At 50.9% G+C, this 18,061-nt stretch carries 15 protein-coding genes; 8 read left to right on the forward strand and 7 right to left on the reverse strand.

Annotated elements, in window-relative coordinates:
- Positions 1–8 precede the first annotated feature (8 nt).
- Both DZC79_RS11695 and DZC79_RS11700 read left to right on the forward strand, forming a co-directional pair.
- Positions 9–1,172: an outer membrane protein assembly factor BamB family protein gene (locus DZC79_RS11695; RefSeq protein ID WP_118951766.1), complete on the forward strand. Its 1,164-nt coding sequence runs from the start codon at positions 9–11 to the stop codon at positions 1,170–1,172.
- Between the two features lie 188 nt (positions 1,173–1,360).
- Positions 1,361–1,771 (forward strand): MaoC family dehydratase, encoded by a 411-nt coding sequence (locus tag DZC79_RS11700; protein WP_118951767.1) that lies wholly within the window; start codon positions 1,361–1,363, stop codon positions 1,769–1,771.
- Positions 1,772–1,851: 80 nt separating this feature from the next.
- Here DZC79_RS11700 and DZC79_RS11705 read toward each other — a convergent pair whose 3' ends face one another.
- Positions 1,852–2,325: a nucleoside deaminase gene (locus DZC79_RS11705; RefSeq protein WP_118951768.1), complete on the reverse strand. Its 474-nt coding sequence runs from the start codon at positions 2,323–2,325 to the stop codon at positions 1,852–1,854.
- A 112-nt stretch (positions 2,326–2,437) separates the two neighbouring features.
- Here DZC79_RS11705 and DZC79_RS11710 point away from each other — a divergent pair, with 112 nt between their 5' ends.
- Positions 2,438–3,439 (forward strand): Gfo/Idh/MocA family protein, encoded by a 1,002-nt coding sequence (locus DZC79_RS11710; RefSeq protein WP_118951769.1) that lies wholly within the window; start codon positions 2,438–2,440, stop codon positions 3,437–3,439.
- Between the two features lie 116 nt (positions 3,440–3,555).
- Entirely contained in the window at positions 3,556–4,938 is a 1,383-nt protein-coding gene (locus tag DZC79_RS11715) for a sugar transferase (protein ID WP_157977088.1), read from the forward strand.
- A 195-nt stretch (positions 4,939–5,133) separates the two neighbouring features.
- Here the strand turns inward: DZC79_RS11715 and DZC79_RS11720 are convergent, their stop codons facing one another.
- A complete protein-coding gene (locus DZC79_RS11720) occupies positions 5,134–6,312 on the reverse strand; it encodes an acyl-CoA dehydrogenase family protein (protein ID WP_118951771.1) in 1,179 nt (392 codons plus the stop codon).
- 461 nt (positions 6,313–6,773) lie between these two features.
- On the opposite strand from DZC79_RS11720, the gene DZC79_RS11725 reads away from it, so the two are divergent.
- Positions 6,774–7,631, forward strand: coding sequence for a sigma-70 family RNA polymerase sigma factor (locus DZC79_RS11725; RefSeq protein WP_106522960.1), 858 nt, complete (start codon positions 6,774–6,776; stop codon positions 7,629–7,631).
- A 354-nt stretch (positions 7,632–7,985) separates the two neighbouring features.
- On the opposite strand, the gene DZC79_RS11730 is transcribed toward DZC79_RS11725, so the two are convergent.
- Positions 7,986–9,638, reverse strand: coding sequence for a T9SS type A sorting domain-containing protein (locus DZC79_RS11730; RefSeq protein WP_118951772.1), 1,653 nt, complete (start codon positions 9,636–9,638; stop codon positions 7,986–7,988).
- A 378-nt stretch (positions 9,639–10,016) separates the two neighbouring features.
- Here DZC79_RS11730 and DZC79_RS11735 point away from each other — a divergent pair, with 378 nt between their 5' ends.
- The 3 genes from DZC79_RS11735 (at position 10,017) to DZC79_RS11745 (ending at position 11,982) form a co-directional block, all read left to right on the forward strand.
- The gene (locus DZC79_RS11735) at positions 10,017–10,619 is read left to right on the forward strand and encodes a hypothetical protein (RefSeq protein ID WP_118951773.1); all 603 of its coding nucleotides are present in this window, start codon (positions 10,017–10,019) and stop codon (positions 10,617–10,619) included.
- Positions 10,620–10,668: 49 nt separating this feature from the next.
- Positions 10,669–11,022, forward strand: coding sequence for a hypothetical protein (locus tag DZC79_RS11740; RefSeq protein WP_118951774.1), 354 nt, complete (start codon positions 10,669–10,671; stop codon positions 11,020–11,022).
- Between the two features lie 426 nt (positions 11,023–11,448).
- The gene (locus DZC79_RS11745; protein WP_118951775.1) at positions 11,449–11,982 is read left to right on the forward strand and encodes a hypothetical protein; all 534 of its coding nucleotides are present in this window, start codon (positions 11,449–11,451) and stop codon (positions 11,980–11,982) included.
- 40 nt (positions 11,983–12,022) lie between these two features.
- On the opposite strand, the gene DZC79_RS11750 is transcribed toward DZC79_RS11745, so the two are convergent.
- The 4 genes from DZC79_RS11750 to ahcY all read right to left on the reverse strand — a co-directional run bounded on the left by DZC79_RS11750 (position 12,023) and on the right by ahcY (position 17,955).
- On the reverse strand, positions 12,023–12,562 hold the full coding sequence (locus DZC79_RS11750) for a YfiT family bacillithiol transferase (RefSeq protein ID WP_118951776.1): 540 nt from the start codon (positions 12,560–12,562) through the stop codon (positions 12,023–12,025).
- A 147-nt stretch (positions 12,563–12,709) separates the two neighbouring features.
- Positions 12,710–14,422: a T9SS type A sorting domain-containing protein gene (locus tag DZC79_RS11755; protein ID WP_118951777.1), complete on the reverse strand. Its 1,713-nt coding sequence runs from the start codon at positions 14,420–14,422 to the stop codon at positions 12,710–12,712.
- Positions 14,423–14,527: 105 nt separating this feature from the next.
- A complete protein-coding gene (locus tag DZC79_RS11760; protein WP_157977089.1) occupies positions 14,528–16,213 on the reverse strand; it encodes a T9SS type A sorting domain-containing protein in 1,686 nt (561 codons plus the stop codon).
- Between the two features lie 416 nt (positions 16,214–16,629).
- Positions 16,630–17,955 carry an adenosylhomocysteinase gene (gene ahcY / locus DZC79_RS11770; RefSeq protein WP_118951780.1) on the reverse strand — a complete coding sequence of 442 codons (1,326 nt, stop codon included), beginning with the start codon at positions 17,953–17,955 and terminating at the stop codon, positions 16,630–16,632.
- Positions 17,956–18,061 lie beyond the last annotated feature (106 nt).

The following is an 18,061-nucleotide window of genomic DNA, read 5'->3' on the forward strand; positions in this document are numbered from 1 at the left end:
ATCACAGGATGAATCTACGTAGACGTTATTGGGCATTGGCCACATCAGCAATCTTTACTGTAGCAGGCCTTAGTTCCTGCAAAGATTACAGCCCCGATGAGCCGCTCCCGGATGTTTATACCCGAACTTTGTTTGTCGCCAGCAACAACCAGATTGTATATGCTATCGATCCGATAAATCCCAACGACAAATGGAAATGGAAATTCCCTGTCGATGGTGAAGTGCAGGCAACACCGCTGCTGTATAACAAGAACGTCTATATCGCTACCTTAGCCGGCAATTTGTACCGCGTCGATGCCCAGTACGGCAAGCTTCAGACCAACCGCTCCTTCGGTGCAGGCGAGCCTATTGCCGGAACGCCCATTGTAAGGGATGGCATCCTGTATGTAACTGCGGGCAGCAAGATCTACGCGCTCGATCCCGGTTCGCTCAGCGATATTCCCACCATCACCCCTTACGATATCGGCGGCACTATCGTGGCCTCACCCACTACACACAACATTCCGGGCCAGGAACCCAAAGCTATCTTTGTGGCGGGCATGAACAACAAGATCGTTGCACTTAAGCCCGACCTTTCGCTTATATGGGAACGTACTCCCGACGAGGCCGGCGCGTTCTATTCTTCTCCCTGTGTGGCCAACGACAGCTTCATTTATATAGGCAACGACAACGGCTTCGTCTATTCATTCAAGATCCAGGACGGCACCGATAAATGGAAATTTCCTACCGGCGGCCAGGTACGCAGCTCCCCGATCCAGATCGGCGGTAATGTGCTGGTGGGCAGCAACGACCGATACCTGTATTCGGTCGATTCCGCTACCGGTCTGACGCGCTGGAAGGTGCTGACCGGAGACGGCGTTCAGTCATCGCCCTCTGTCTTCAACCAGTATGTCTATTTCGGCAGCTTTGATGGCAATATGTATTGCGTAGACATCATCGATGGTAATGTGAAATGGCAGATGAAGACCTTTGGCCTGATCAAATCTTCACCCACCATCTATAACGGTGACGTTTATTTCGGCAGTTTTGACAAGAACCTTTATCGCCTCGATGCGATGGACGGTTCGCAGAAATTCGTATTCAACATCAATGGGCAGATGGCGACCTCTCCCATTATCGATACCCTGGGTGGCGCTGCCGTCCCGTCTATCAGCGGCGATTACCGCTGGTAAGGTATAGCCCCAACGACAAGCGCCGCCGGAATGCTTCCGGCGGCGCTTGTCGTTGGGAGGTATTAGAGGTTAGACTTTGGAATTTGGAATCTTAGTACTTGATTCCTGATACCTGATTCTTTTTTTTCATGCCGATTATTTTCCTTTACTTAGTGGGGTACTAAATCATTACCTGTAAAAACTTGCCTATGTTAAAAATCGGAGATGAATTCCGCCACAAGTTCAGCTATAAGCAGCAGGACGTAGACGATTATGCCCGTATCAGCGGCGACACCAATCCTTTGCACATTGATCCCCAGGCCGGCAAAGAAAGCATGTTTGGACGCAATATCATCCACGGTTTCCTGGGCGCGAGCGTATTTACCAAAATCTTCGGCTCGCTCTGGTATTCTGACGGACATGTCTACCTGAACCAGACCATCAAATGGCTGAAGCCTATGTTTACCGGCCAGGAATATGAAGCCATGATCCGTGTAAAAGAGATTTTCCCTGAGAAGAACCGGGTCTTGTATGAGTGTGCGGTGTATGATGTGGCCAGCGGCGATCAAACTATTGCTGCCGAGGCCATGCTCATGAACAAAAAACAATATGTGTGGTAAGCATTACCATAGGTCAGGTAAACAAAATGGACTATCTAAAGAAAGATAGTCCATTTTGTTTACCTGTTCACAGATCGCGTTTAATAATGTTCCCGGTCTTCTTTCTTCAGCCACTGCTGAAAAACATCGAGCGCTTTCGTTTTGTCCAGGGCTATCATAGGGATCTTGCGCTGGTCCAGCGGCAATACCAGCTCGTCATAGATAAAAGAATCGTCAAACCCCGTACGGGCAGCATCTTCCCTGGTATTGGCATAAAAAACTTTTTCGGGTCGAGACCAGTAGATAGCACCCATGCACATGGGGCAGGGTTCGCAGGAGGTATAGATCGCACAGCCGCTGAGCTGATAAGTTTCCAGGTTGCGGCAGGCATCTCTTATGGCCATCACTTCGGCATGTGCTGTAGGGTCGTTGCCCGCCAGGACACTGTTCCAACCCCTGCCAACGACTACCCCGTCTTTTACGACGACACAGCCGAACGGACCACCCTGACCTTCTTCCATATGGCGCTGGCTCAGCAGCACGGCCTGTTCCATAAAGTACTCATCCTGATTCATCTTGCGCAAATTGGTATTTGGTAAAATAATGACCTGCAAACTTAGCGAGCTTTGGGGTAATTATCTTATTTTGCAAACCTAATATAAAAATAACATTCAGAGGATCACACACATGCTTAAAGTTGGCGTATTTGGTGCAGGACATCTCGGGAAAATTCACATCCAGCAATGGCTGGAAATACCGGGAGTTACTTTGGTCGGTTTTTACGACCCTAACGATGACCATGCCGCCAGCGCGATAACCCAATACCAGATAAAGCGTTATACCGACCCAGAAGCCCTTATTGCAGCTGCCGACGCTTTAGATATTGTGACAAATACCACTTCTCACTTTGAAATAGCCAAAGCTTGCCTGCTGCAATCTCGTCATTTATTTATTGAGAAGCCGATGACCCATACCATGGCGGAGGCCAGGGAGCTGGTCAAGCTGGTATCGGAGGCCAATGTCAAGTGCCAGGTGGGTCACGTGGAGCGCTACAACCCTGCTATGCTGGCCTTACGGAACAGGAAGCTGGAACCCATGTTCATCGAAACCCACCGCCTGGCGCAGTTCAACCCCAGGGGAACGGACGTGGCGGTGATCCTGGACCTGATGATCCACGATATCGACATCATCCTGCACCTGGTCAAATCGCCGGTAAGGCGTATATCGGCCAGTGGCGTAGCAGTGATCAGCGATACGGCTGATATTGCCAATGCGCGGATCGAATTTGACAACGGTTGTGTGGCCAACCTGACCGCCAGCAGGATATCGCTGAAGAAGATGCGGAAAATGAGGCTTTTCCAGCGTGACGCATATATCGGGATCGATTTCCTGGATAAAAAAACGGAGATCATCCGGATGAAAGGAGAAGAGGAAGACCGGGGCTTTTTTGATTTTCCCATCGAGCTCGGTGAAGGCAGGCAGAAGATCATATCGATCGATACGCCCAATATAAAACCGGTCAACTCCATCAGGGAAGAACTGGCAGATTTCGCCCTCTCGGTGCTGCAGGATAAGCCGGTAAGCGTTTCGGTATACGACGGATTGCATGCCATGGACGTCGCGCACCAGATACTGCAAAAAATGATTATACAAATGAACCCGGAGGCCAACGAAAAGAACAATGCCTGAGTAAACCGGATATATGCCTTATTGAAACGTCCTTTAACGAATAGTAAAACAGTAGCGTAGGAACCGGAATGAATTTGTCTGCGGCAAAGAGAAGTGCGATTGTCATTTTGATAATTTTGGATTACCTCACAGCGATCGCTGCCTGGCTGGTCTTTTGGCTGTACAGGCAGCATCTGCTGCACAATGCTTTCCCTTCTGTTTACCCCAACGAACGCAACTGGGGCCCGAGAGACTATATTATTTCCTTCCTTATCGTACCCACGTTCTGGACCATACTGCATTTCCTGTCGGGGGCTTACTTCGACCTGTACCGCAAGTCGCGCCTTGTAGAGATCTACAGAAGCCTTATTGTAGCCCTTATCGGCTCGCTGCTGGTAGGCATGGTCGCCTTCTCCAACGATACGGACAGCTTCAAGTACTTTTTCGAGATCACGCTCTGGTATTTCCTTACCCATACCCTCTTCCTGCTGAGCGCACGCCTGCTGTGGCTCTATAAGATCAAGAGAGACCTGCTCAAGGGTAAGATCGGCTACAACACCCTTATCGTGGGCGGCAATGGTAAAGCCACCAAGGTCTACAACGAGATCAAGAACAATTCGCATGTGCTGGGCAACGAAGTGATCGGCTTTGTGAGCGCAGATCATAATGTGGCGCCGCTCAATATCGGCAACGTGCCCGAGCTGGGAACAATCGACCAGCTGGAGCATATTATCGAAACCCACGGGATCGAAGAAGTGGTGATCGCCGTAGAATCGCACGAGCACAAGAAGCTGGAGCATATCCTCACCCAGCTCAGCTATACCCCAACGATCATTAAAGTGCTGCCCGACCTGTACGATATCATTTCCGGTTCGGTAAGGATCAATAACGTATTCGCGCCGGTGCTGATCAGCATTCACCCCGAGCTGCTGCCCGACTGGCAGAAGGTATGCAAGCGGGCGATCGACATTTTCAGTTCCCTCCTTGCGCTCATAGTGCTTTCGCCGCTCTACCTGCTCGCGGCCATTAAGGTAAAGCTTTCGTCTCCCGGGCCGCTTATTTACAAGCAGGAACGGATCGGTTTATTCGGAAGGCCTTTTTATATCTATAAGTTCCGTTCCATGTACGTCAATGCAGAAGCCGACGGACCGGCATTGAGCAGCGATGATGACAAACGTATAACCCCCTGGGGCAAAGTGATGCGCAAATGGCGTATCGACGAGCTGCCGCAATTTGTCAATATCCTGCAGGGACACATGTCGCTGGTAGGCCCCAGGCCCGAGCGGAAGTTCTTCATCGATAAGATCATTGCTACCCATCCGCATTACAAATACCTGCATCGCGTAAAGCCCGGCCTCACTTCCTGGGGTATGGTCCAATATGGCTATGCCGAAAACGTGGATCAGATGACAGAACGCATGAAATATGACCTTCTTTATATCGAAAACTGCTCCCTGGCGCTCGACATTAAGATCATGCTGTATACCATCAAGGTGCTGTTCCAGGGAAGGGGAAAATAAAAAGGTCCTGCAGCCCTCGATTATACGACATCTACGGTCCCCTTCTATATTTACAGCAGGTAGCGGCAATAAATTATCCCGTATAAAATCCGGCTTTTTCCTTTAACGATCAGATTCCGGATTGTCCTGAAAAAACAAGAGACCGTTCAAACTTGCTGTTGAACGGTCTCTTCAATAATTAAAAATCGGATTCGCTTATTTGAATGCATTGAACCCGGTCACATCCTGGCCGGTGATCAGCAGGTGGATATCATGCGTACCCTCGTAAGTGATCACGGATTCCAGGTTCATCATGTGGCGCATAATGCTGTATTCGCCGGTAATGCCCATACCGCCCAGTATCTGGCGGGCTTCGCGGGCAATAGTGATCGCTGTATGGCAGCTGTTGCGCTTGGCCATAGAGATCTGCTCGGGCGTGGCGCGGCCTTCGCTGCGCAGTACACCCAGGCGCCACACCAGCAGCTGGCCTTTGGTAATTTCGGTGATCATTTCAGCCAGCTTCTTCTGGGTCAGCTGGAAAGCGCCGATGGGCTTGCCAAACTGTATCCGCTGCTGGGAATAACGCAGCGCTGTGTCGTAGCAATCCATAGCACAGCCGAGCGCTCCCCAGGCAATGCCGAAACGGGCGCTGCTGAGACAGCCTAGGGGACCTTTCAGTCCCTCAACATTGGGCAGTATATTTTCTTTAGGCACTTTTACATTGTCAAATACCAGCTCGCCGGTAGCGGAAGCACGCAAGCTCCATTTACCATGTGTTTCGGGTGTGGTAAAACCTTCCATGCCGCGCTCTACAATCAGACCTTTGATCTTGCCTTCGGGGTTGCGGGCCCATACCACAGCGATATCTGCGAAAGGTGCGTTGGAGATCCACATTTTAGAGCCGTTCAGGATCACGTGGTCGCCTGCGTCGGTATAGTTGGACAGCATGCCGGCCGGGTTGGAACCATGATCAGGTTCGGTAAGGCCAAAGCAGCCCATCAGCTCGCCGCCGGCCAGCTTGGGCAGGTATTTCATTTTCTGCTCTTCGCTACCATAGGTCAGAATAGGATACATCACCAGGGAGCCCTGTACCGATGCGGTGGAACGGATACCGGAATCGCCGCGCTCCAGCTCCTGCATCATGATGCCATAGGAAATATAGTCAAGACCGGCACCGCCGTACTTCTGCGGTACGAATGGGCCAAAGCAGCCCTGCTCGCCCAGACCTTTAATGATCTGCCTGGGAAATTCTGCGCGTTGCGCATAATCCTCGATAATGGGAGAAATCTCCTTCTTGACATATGCCCGTACAGAATCACGGATCAGCTTGTGTTCGTCGGTCAGCAGCTCATCCAGCAGGTAGTAGTCGGGATGTTGATATAGGTCTTGAGCCATAAAATGAAATGATAATTTAAATCCGGCGCAAAGGTAACAATTTGGCACAAAGGATAGCTTTCGGCCCGAAAAGAAAACCATAGCGTCAGTGACAGGCCTGCGGTGGTCATCAAGAATAATTATATCTGTATAAATATACTATACTTTAATCTTTGCAAAAGCGGCCCTGGCAAGCCTTTTCATTTTTTCTCCTGCATCCGGTCCTGCAGGATAAGGGCCAGTACCTGCAGACAGATCAAAAATGGAACGAATTTTGCGGCATATTCCGGTGTGGAAAAGCCCGGTCAAAGCGTAGAAACGTTTTCCCTGTAAAAGGTTTTTTTTAACATGGACCGTTAAACTAAACCCAACGACGCTACGTTTTTAATTAGTCTTTCCGGAAAAGAGATATATTGATTACCTTGCGGGGTTTTTCCATCAGAAAGGCGTAAAATTTACATTCAAATAAATACCACACAATTATGAGGCAGCTAAAAATTGCTACTCAGATTACGAATCGTGATTCGCAAGCTGTAGAAAAGTACCTTCAGGAAATCAGCCGTATTTCAATGATCACTCCCGAAGAAGAAACTACGCTGGCGCAGAAGATTCACGTAGGAGACCAACGTGCGCTGGAGAAATTAGTAAAAGCTAACCTTCGTTTCGTTGTATCTGTAGCCAAACAATACCAGCACCAGGGCCTGTCCCTGAGCGACCTGATCAACGAGGGCAACCTCGGCCTGATCAAGGCGGCTCAGCGTTTCGATGAGACCAAGGGCTTTAAATTCATTTCTTATGCTGTATGGTGGATTCGTCAGTCTATCCTGCAGGCATTGGCCGAGCAGGGTCGCCTGGTACGTCTGCCCCAGAACAAGATCGGCACTTACAATAAGGCCAACAAAGCTTACATTGCTTTTGAACAGGAACATGAGCGCGAGCCTTCTACCGAAGAGCTGGCCAGCATCCTGGAAATGAGCGAGACCGAGATCGCCAATATTTTCAGCAGCAATACCCGCCACACTTCTCTCGATGCACCCGTGCATGAAGCAGAGGATGTAGCGATGGGCGATCTGCTGGAAGGCAGCAACGATACCGACGATACCGTGATGAAGGACTCCCTGAAAGCCGAGATCCAGCGTATCCTCAAATCCCTGAGCGTAAGGGAGGCCGAGATCATCTCCGCTTATTTCGGGCTGGAAGGCGACAGCGGCCCTTCTGTTGAAGAGATCGGACAGAAATACGACCTCACTAAAGAACGTATCCGCCAGATCAAAGAGCGCGCGATCAAGCGCCTGCAGAAAGCACGCTACAGCGGCTCCCTGAAATCTTACCTGGGGTAAAATATAATCTGATAACATTGCAAAAAGAACGCCCGGCTGAGCCGGGCGTTCTTTTTGCAATGCCCTGGAGATATCGGAGAGGTATCAATGGATCAATCAGAAAAGCCAGGGAAGCTAGTCGGGGACGAGCAACGGCCTGAATGGCGGCCGGATACAGATATTTCTTCGCTTCCCCGGTTTGGCTCCTACGGGATGATGCCAACTGCAAATGAGCGGCTCTGGTGGTCGGGAGGCTAAGCGGCACTGGTTTCGGATACTGCTCCCGCCGCAGATAGTTATTTATAAAAGCGTACAACACCATAAGCGCCCGCTAAAGCCGGGCGCTTATGGTATATGGTAAACCATTGCGTCGATCTAGTTCCGCGTTATTTTATGGGTGTAGCTCACTCCGGAACCGGAGAGGCCCAGGTAGTAAACACCAGGCGCAAGTGGCTCCAGGTTGAGCGAAAGTCCTTGTTTCAAAGCGTTGGGCTGAAGCTTCCGGCTGCGGATCAGGCGCCCCAGCCCATCGGTAAGGACCAGGGACAGCTCCGGATGGTTTTCGCGCGCGCTGATATGGATCACATCTTTCACAGGGTTGGGATAAAGTATAAGGCCCATCGTCATGTGGAGATCGTCTATGCCGGCCGGAATATCACTGATCGTGATCAGCAGCGAATCTTTTTTGGCCACATCGAACAGGGATACGGCCTTTGCCCAGACTGTCCCGTTGCTGAGGCCTGTAACCCTTGCCCCGGCAGCAGTTGCGGCGATGCTGGCATTACCCGTGCCCGGCACAATGCTCCAGGTCACATCGCCGTTGATGGAAAGCGGGTAGACAATCGCTTCAACATCCAGAACACTTCCTGTAGCGGCAATTTGCGCCGGCACGCCGCCTATGGTACGCACATCGATGCTATCCACCGCTGGCCCTTTCTTGCCATCATACACCGCAACGAACGTTCTGTCGGCATAAGTAAAATCTCCGCCGGCATAGACTTTGCCCAGGGGAGTTACCTGCATGGCGCGGATCCTGCCGTTTGCTTCCAGCGCGCCGGTGCCGGCGCCCAGCTCTTCCCAGGTCCCTCCGCTCCAACGGGCGACATATGGCTGACCGGCAGTGTTGGTAAAGTTTCCCGCAGCATATATTTTACCGGTTGCATCCACCGCCAGCTGCTCTATAGTGCCATTGGCATTCAGCGCGCCCAGCTCCGCCCATACCGTGCCGTTCCATTTTGCCACATAAGGATGAAAGGCGCTATTGGTAAAATTGCCGGCGGCATATACATTACCGGCAGCGTCACAGGCCAACGCAAGTATCTCCGCATTGGCGCCCAAAGTACCAGCCCCAAGCGCAGTCCAGGCGGTCCCGTCCCATTTGGCTACATACTTGCCCGCACTATGGGCAAAGTAACCGGCAGCATAGAAATTACCCGCCGCATCAGCCGCAAGGGCCATAATGGGGCTATCTGCATTCAGCGCACCTGCATCCGCACCCAGCTCCGTCCAGGCCGTTCCGTTCCAGTGGGCAACATAATATTTTCCTGCGCTATTGCGCAGATCGCCGGCGGCATAGACATCGGCCGGCGTATTGGCGCGGAGCGCCATAATAGATTCGCCAAAAGCAGCGTTCAATCCATTGGGATCCAGGTCTGTCCAGGTGCTGCCATTCCAGCGGGCCACGCGGGGCTTCCCGTTGCCGTTGACAAAATCGCCCGCCGCATACACATTGCCGGAAGCATCGGTGCCCAGCACTCTTACCACATCGTTGGTATTTAAACTATTCACGCCGGCGCCCAGCTCGGCCCATTGCGTGCCGTTCCACCAGGCAACATAGCTGCTTGCGCTGCTGTTCAAAGGGCCGGCAACATATACATTGCCCGCTGCAGAGGTCGTAACCGCCATTAGCGAATAATCAGCATTCCAGGAACTGAGGCCGGCGCCCAGCTCATACCAGCCTACCTGCGCCGATACGGCACGGCAAAAAATTGTCAGGAGCAACCCGATCGAAAAAATTCTTTGATACATATTCCCGGTTTATGGTTCTGTACGATTTCAGGGCTTGATTACCCTATACCTGAACAGACGGGTACGATAAACCGGCTCTTAGGTAGCGTGCATAAATACAGGTTTCCGGGTAGCATTTCCTAGGTTACTTTGCTCATTCTTACTTGATTAAAATATGCATTTGACAAACATTCCAATTTCTTCTTAAAACACAATCGCCTATTACTTGCTCTCTCCAAGTCATCTTGAATTAGGTATTCGCAGGAAATGAGACAGATTAGCTATAAGAAAGTGAGATAAAAACCACCCCGACAAAATGCTGGCAAAATCCATTTTTTGCATAAATTTCACATAATTTAGTATCATAAAGATTTTTTTACTTAAAACCAAACATTAAAAATGAAAAAGGTAACAATTCTTTTTGCAGCGCTCGTAATCGTTTATGCTGTAGGTTGCCATAAAAACGAGCAAATCAGCAAGACACAACAGTCAGCAATTGATTATGGTAAAAAAACGATGACAGCAACTTCATCAGGAAGTGACGAAATGCCTACCGATGGCCCCTATAAGGACTGGATAGCAAACGCAGTTAAGACAACAAACCCCGCCCGGCTGGTGGCTTTCCAGCAGGTATTTAATCCTACAGAGCCCCTTGCTCCTTACTTAAAGATGACTATGGTAAATGCAACTTTTCCGGGTATAGGCATGGAAAGCATTGGTGTAATATTAGAACCTGACCATAGCAACGACAGCAAGGTACAGGACTGGGGGATTTACACGGACCCAACTACCGGAGACCTATTTTATTACGGCTATGCCCTTGGTTGGGATGGATTATGGTATCCGGGGAAATTTTGGCTAATAGATGGCAAATGGGAGTTCTTCAGATTTCAACGTTTTGAACAGGAAGGAAATGATAAATGGCCGATTGAGAGCGGTATAGACATGGATAACCTTGCATACACTCCACTTATCAGAATCCTGTTAAAGTACATTGCATGATTTTAGAATCTGGGCACAATACGCAGCCTGATTGTTTAAATTTGAAACTATGAAATCACTCGTCTTTTTATCCGTTTTTTTGCTGCTAGGTAATACACTCAATGCTCAAAATATTGATAGCTTAAGAAACAAAAGCCAGGTCACGGATCATCGATTGACAGAAGATAATTTAATGAAAGAGCACAAAGGCATGTACCGGCAGACGGTTCCTTCTTATATTATAATTCTCAACTACAACCAGATAATCTCTATGACAGAATATCAACAAGTGAAAGGGAATGGTGATATAATTAAAGAGTATGTTATAGAGAATAAGTCTCCTAACGCTTCCGAAGTTGAGAAGATTAGAATTGTAGAATCGAAAAACAAGGACAAGTATAAAGACTTTGGCATAAAAGAGTAGCAAAAACGAAAGACCGTCCTAACAGGCGGTTTTTGTTCACTTCTGATCTTTCGTATAATGCAGCGCCCATACAGCCGCTTTCCGTTTCCTTCGGGTATAAGCCATTGTTATGGCACCGCGGGCCCGGAGCGCCTGCAACATCTGCGATAATACTGGATTCCGCTTCCGGTTCGATTACGGTTATACTTAAGCTCCCGGCCATCCTTCGAATTGCAGCCAAAACTTCCAGCCCCTGACCAAAGCTTCGATATCAGCCAGGAACGCCAAGGTGCTTTCAGCTGCGGCTGATGGATCCCGCACATCAAATTTGTATAGCAATTTGTGCCGGCAAAAATAGCCGGCCTCTCTTGAAATCCCGGTAACTCTTACTAATTTGCAGTACACCCAAATGCCGGACTTATTTCCCCGCTCATTCAAATCACCCGGATGATGAAATACCTGAAGAACAGCCTCGCTTTGCTCCTGCTTGCCCTATGTACAATGCCCACCCTCGCGCAAACCGGCATGCAGGTGAGACAAAACAATGCTGTAGCTGAGCAAGCAGCGACTGATAAGCTACAGGAGACATGGAACCGGTTTGCCGATGCCCTGCGCCTTGGTGATACGGCAAGCCTGAGAGCCTTATCCACACCTTATCTCCAGTGCTACAACTGCCCGGGAGACACTACATTCATTCCCTTTGCCCGTTTCAGGGATCATGTCCCGGAAATTTTCGGCGCCGCTACCCTTGCACGGCTGAAAGACAATACCAAGCTGCGTTTCATCGACAATGGCCATAATGCAGAACTTTATGCGACCAGCTGTGTGACCAAGCCCCTTCGCCTGTGGCAACCGCATTGCAAGGAAGTATTACTGACCTACATCGATCCTTCCACCGATTTTGAAGGGGCGCAACAGGCCTTCGCGTTTATCGAGACCAAAGAAGGTTTTAAGTTCTGCGGCTACTCCACGATCCCATAATTTTCCCGCAGTGATGAATACGCCCTGTTACGTGCTGGATCTACCAGCCCATGCGTTCCCGCAGGCGGAACAGTTGCTCGAAATGATGCCGCCCATGCCAGGCATACATGGCCGTCATCTCCCATAGCGGCACGCTACGCTGCGTTTCGGGATGAAAATAGGTTCGCTTCCAGTCTTCCGGCTGCAGGTGGTGCAGTACCGCCACCCAGCGGCGGTGCAGGACATGCAGCAAGGTAATGGATACATTCACCGGCAGCGCCGCTACATCGGGCAATTCCGCCCAGCGCTTTTCCGCGTAGGGTTTTATTTCGGGACTTTGCTCGGTCAGCGCCAGCTTCAGTCTTACATAGGCGTTAATATGGCTGTCGGCCATATGGTGCACGACCTGGTTCATGGTCCAGCCGCCGGGCCGGTAAGGTGTTTCCAGCTGCGCCTCATCCAGGTTCTCGATCACGTAATCGTACCATTTGGGCGTAGCCTCTATTTTAGTGATCCATTGCTGCAACAGGGTTTCATCGTAGGTTAATGGTGCTTCAAAGCGGCCTATCGGGTAGGCCAGCTGTTCCAGTTCTGGCGACATGAGTCAATTATTTCTGCCGAAGGTACGAAGCCATTTATTATATCGGCCGGCCATTGAGCTTCCAGGTTCCCAAAGGCCGCAAAACAATAGCCCGGCATTCAGCCGGGCTATATCTTCATGAGGAGAGGGGGTGGCTTGCTTAAGCCATTATTTTTTTACAACCATCTTCGTGTCGATCTTTTTGCCATTCAAAGAAACGGTAAGCATATAGGTACCAGCAGTAAGCTTTTTCACGTTTTCCATGCTCACCTGGTGGCCGCCTTTAGTTAGCGGCGCCTTGTATTGTCCTACCAGGCGACCGGCCATGTCGTGCAGCTCCAGGCTCAGGATACCGTCCTGCTTCAGGGAAACGAAGGTGTGCAGCACATCGGAGAAAGGATTGGGATAAGTGGTGATGGTTGTCGTTTCTTTTGCTGTTTCAACAGCTATGCCGGTTGTGTTACCAGGCCTGAACTGCGGATCACCCCATTTATGGAAAGCATGGTGCAGCTGGTACTCGCCGCTGGAAGGATCTACATCATAATAAGTAGCATACAGGAACATGCCTACACCTTTGAGACCGGTCTTGCTTAAAGCAATGCCGCTGGTAAAACCGGCGGGCATACTTGGCGTCTGGGCATGAGGCAGCTGCAGGTAGTCAGCCATGCTGGTTACAGCGGTTCCGCTGGCATTCATCTGGACACCCATATATTCATTGGCGCCGGCGCCATCGGTGGCATACCAGGTGATCATGATCTGCTCCACATTCGTGCTGGGATAGTCTGTTCCATAGCTGACAGCGGGGCTGAATACCTGGTAGCCTACTCCCAGGGGATCCAGGGGACTGTTGCCCAGCTGAACGCCTGATGTAGCTACCACTTCATGAGATGCGGCCATACTGGCATTTTTATGCTGGACGATCACGTTTATGCCATCGCTATAGGTATAAGCCCAGGAGCTGCCGGCAGGATTGGTCGATACCGAAAAGGCGGGGCAATCGAGCACCAGCCTGGAATTCAACCCGGGGCCCACATACTTGTTGTCGGGAGCAACCGGTGTTACCATACCGGACGAGGCAGCCAGTATGCTCATATCAACGGAAGTTTCCGTGATAAATCCGCCACCGGAGTAGACAAAATGCAGGGGATAGGCGATGCCGCTGTTGTTGACGGGTTCGATTACCCGGGTAAGAGCGATGTCGACACCTGTTTTATTGGCAGTACCGCTCAGGGTACTTACGCCGCTCCAGGCGCCGCTATTGTTCATATATACCATTGCCTGTATCCCTTTGTTGGCGCCAGGTTCTGTATTGACCCAGGCGATGGCGCCGTTATACACCTCCTGGAAGTCCATACGAATACGGCCGTAAGTAGGTGCATTCGACAGCTGCATATGATACACCAGGTTGTAGCCCGGAGCAGAAGCAGTCAGCTCATATGCATCCAGCATGTGCCCGGTGCCCGGTTTATAATAGGCTACCAGGATATCGGTGTTGTTGGTATTCGGATTCACCAGGCTGCCCACCTGCAGATCTTGTACTTCGTCATAGGGAATGGCGGTCTTCCACAGCAGATTGGTCGGGTTGTTGTATTCGGTCAGCAGCACCGTCACCTCATGCTTTCCGTTAACTACATCCTTGCTGTTCCAGGCAGCAAGGTAGAGATCTGTTCCTGTCCCGATAAAAGGCGACAGGTTGTCGAAACGGGTATAGCTACCGCTAAGGGAATAATTAGAGGTAACCTCCGCCTTTTCCATCTTCGGATCGCCAAAGGTAAATTCGTAGGCATTGGGCGGAGCAAAGAAGGGTTGTGCCTGCAGGCCCGCTGCATTAGCAGTACATAGAGCCGTAGCCACGGCAAGCTGCTTTAAAGTTTTTCGCATAGAAGGTATTTTGGTGTGAGAAAAATGCAATGATCATTTCAGGATAGACCGGCGCCCGGTCGGGCTATTACAACGTCTAAAATCAATTCAGGTATATGCAGCGGGTTATTGTTTTACAACCATCTTCGTGGCGATCTGCTTACCGTCCAAAGCAGCAGTAAGCATGTAGGTGCCGGCAGCAAGCTTTTTCACATTTTCCATGCTTACCTGGTGACCGCCTTTAGTTAAAGGCGCTTTGTATTCTCCTGCGAGACGGCCGGCCATATCATGCAGCTCCAGGCTCAGGATACCATCCTGCGGCAGGGAAACGAATGTGTGGAGCGCATCGGAGAAGGGATTGGGATAGGTAGTGATCGTTGTCATTTCCGTCGCCGCACCGGCAGATACGCCAGTTGTGTTTCCGGGCTTGAATACAACATCGCTCCATTTGTGGAAAGCATGGTGCAATTGATACAGGCCGGTAACCGGGTCAATGTCGTAGTAAGTAGCATACAGGAACTCACCCACCGATTTAGGGCCTGTTTTGCTCAGCGCGATACCGCTGCTGAAGTCGTGGGCCATCGTTGGCGTATTGGCATTGGGCAGCCTCAGGTAATCGGAGGTGCTGGTGATTGCAGTGCCGTTTGCGTTCATGCGCAAAGCCATATAACCATTATCGCCTGCGCCGTCTGTAGCATACCAGGTCACCATGATCTCCTCAGGCGAACCGTTGGGATAGCCCTGCCCGTAATTGATCGCCGGGCTGAACACCTGGTATACGCCACCCGCGGGGTCCAGAGGACTGTTGCCCAGCATGCCGCTGGTAACAATCGCCATATTGACCGCGCCCAGTGTTGCATTCCTGTTGCGTACGATCACATTAATGCCGTCACTGTAGGTATAGGCCCAGGCGCTGGGATTAGCAGCAACAGTCGAGGTCGAGAAATCCGCGCAATCCAACACCAGCCGGGAGGCCAGGCCGGCGCCGGCATAGTGGTTATCATTCACCGTTGGTGTAACCGTTCCTGGTGTAAGGGCCAACGTGCTCATATCGACAGAAGATTCCGTGATAAATCCACCGCCTGAGTAAACAAAATGCAATGGATAGCCTCCCCCCGGTCCGTTAATCTGGGTAATCGCAATATCGACACCTGTTTTATTCGCCGTTCCGCTCAGGGTGCTTATGCCACTCCAGGCATTATTGACATATACCTTGGCCTGGATGCCTTTGTTGGGCCCGGCTTCGGTATTCACCCAGGCAATGGCACAGTCATAGGTCGCATGAAAATCCATGCTGATACGGCCATAGGTGGGCGAATGCGACAAAGTAGTATGGCTGGCCAGGGAAGCGCCGGAGGGATCCAGCTTATAAACATCCAGCATATGGCCGATCCCCACCTCATAATAGGCGACCTGGATCTCGGTGTTGTTGCTTGCCGGGTTCCGCAGGCTGCCGACTTGCAGGTCCTGTATGCCGGTATAGGGAATAGATGTTTTCCAAAGGATATTGGTTGGATTATCCGGCTCGGTCAGCAGCACAGTCACCTCATGCCTGCCGCCGATGTCCTTGCTGTTCCAGCCGGCAACATACAGGTCGGCATAGGCCGATCCGATAGCAGGCGTCATATCAGGAAAATAAGCGTAACCCGCCCTGAGCGCGTAGCAGGAGGTATTCTGCGCCGGGGCCACGTGTGGATCGCCGAAAGTATATTCGGCAGCGCTGGGCGCAATAAAAACCTGCGCATGGAGACAGGCCGCATTTGCAGTAAGCAAAGATGCGGCTAAGGCAAACTGTTTTAAAGTTTGTAGCATAAAACGTGTTTTGGTGGTAAAAAAAGCTTGGTTAGATGTCCAGGTATCCGGGAGCGCTGCTGCTGCTTCCGGATAACCATGTAAAAAGGGCTGCTTCGAACTATAGGTCAAAAACAACACCTGGTGCCATCGTAAAAGTATTGCCCCTGGCCGAATGAGGAAACGGCTTCTTCACAAAAGCCCCGTTTTTCTTCATGAACCGGCATGTATATTTAAACCTGAATATTGCCACCGGCAAAAGCCCGGCCGATACCGGTCGGGCAGGAAACCACATTTTAGCGCACGATCTTAAAATGGCTGATCCTTGCTCCAGCCTGGCAGCATTGTTATTTCCGGGAGCGGCATCTGCGAAAAGCCGTTATACAAAAAAAGTGCCGGCCCTGCAAAGGGCCGGCACTTTTCTATATAGGTGAGCATTAATAACGGTAATGCTCCGGCTTGAACGGACCTTCCTGGGGAATGCCGAGGTAAGCAGCCTGTGCATCAGTGAGCACATCCAGCTCCACACCGATCTTAGCCAGGTGCAGGCGGGCTACTTTCTCATCCAGGTGCTTGGGCAGCACATATACTTTGTTCTCGTACTTATCGCTGTGCAGCCACAGTTCCAGCTGGGCCAGCACCTGGTTGGTAAAGGAATTGGACATCACGAAAGAGGGATGACCGGTAGCGCAGCCCAGATTCACCAGGCGGCCTTCTGCCAGCACGATCACGTCTTTACCATCTATATTATATAAGTCTACCTGGGGTTTGATGGTGTCTTTGGTATGACCGTAATTTTTATTCAGCCAGTCCATATCGATCTCGATATCGAAGTGGCCGATGTTGCACACAATCGCTTTATCCTTCATGGCTTTGAAGTGCTCGCCGGCGATGATGTCGCGGCAGCCCGTAGTGGTGACTACGATATCGGCTTCCTTAACAGCATCCACCATCTTCTTCACCTCGAAGCCTTCCATAGCAGCCTGCAGGGCGCAGATCGGATCGATCTCGGTCACGATCACGCGGGCGCCGGCGCCGCGCAGGGAATCGGCAGAACCTTTACCTACGTCGCCGAAACCAGCTACCACAGCCACTTTACCTGCCATCATCACATCAGTAGCGCGACGGATCGCATCTACCAGCGATTCGCGGCAGCCGTATTTGTTGTCGAATTTGGATTTGGTAACGCTGTCGTTCACATTGATCGCAGGCATGGGCAAGGTGCCTTTAGCCATGCGCTCGTACAGGCGGTGTACGCCGGTAGTGGTTTCTTCAGACAGGCCTTTGATACCCTGGATCAGCTCGGGATATTTATCGAAAACGATATTGGTCAGGTCGCCGCCATCATCGAGGATCATGTTCAGCGGACGGTCTTCGCTACCGAAGAACAGGGTCTGCTCGATGCACCAGTCGGCCTCTTCAAGTGTTTCTCCTTTCCAGGCAAATACAGGAATACCGGCAGCAGCGATCGCAGCAGCAGCGTGGTCCTGTGTAGAGAAGATATTGCAGGAGCTCCAGCGTACTTCAGCGCCCAGGGCGGTCAAGGTCTCGATCAGCACGGCAGTCTGGATGGTCATATGCAGGCAACCCGCGATACGGGCGCCTTTAAGGGGCTGCTGGGCAGCATATTCGGCGCGGATACTCATCAGGCCGGGCATCTCGGCTTCCGCCAGGCGGATCTCTTTGCGGCCCCATTCGGCCAGGCTGATATCTGCCACTTTGTAAGGCAGGCTCAGATCGATATTTTGCAAGCTGGTTGACATAAAATGAATTATTTTAAAAATTGATCCGGCAAAAGTAGTGTATCAGAATAAAATACCAGCACAAAGGCAAATTTTTGGAACAAACAAACAGAAATGAATAATTTTA

This window comes from Taibaiella helva (assembly GCF_003545695.1).
GTDB lineage: Bacteria > Bacteroidota > Bacteroidia > Chitinophagales > Chitinophagaceae > Taibaiella > Taibaiella helva.